Origin of the sequence: Streptomyces sp. GbtcB7, from assembly GCF_019091445.1 — a bacterium.
Lineage (GTDB): Bacteria > Actinomycetota > Actinomycetes > Streptomycetales > Streptomycetaceae > Streptomyces > Streptomyces mirabilis.
On record NZ_JAGXJM010000755.1, the window covers coordinates 1 to 230 of the forward strand.

The window sequence follows — 230 nt, forward strand, 5'->3', positions numbered from 1 at the left end:
CTGGGCGCGCGGGATGGGGTCGAGCCCCGGCGGCGTCGCCAACATGGCGACCGCGCCCGCCCGCCTCGGCCTCAAGCCCTCCCTGGCGGCGGCCTTCGGGGACGACCACTACGGGGAGTACTGCTGGGACGCCCTGGACCAGGGCGAGGGCATCGACCTCGCCCCCTCGCGCCCCGTGCCCGACTGGCACTCGCCGGTCACCGTGTCGATGGCGTACGAGGGCGAGCGGA

At 76.1% G+C, this 230-nt stretch carries 1 pseudogene; it reads left to right on the plus strand.

Annotated elements, in window-relative coordinates:
* A pseudogene (locus KVT44_RS57450) lies at positions 1-230 on the plus strand (sugar kinase); the annotation flags it as partial.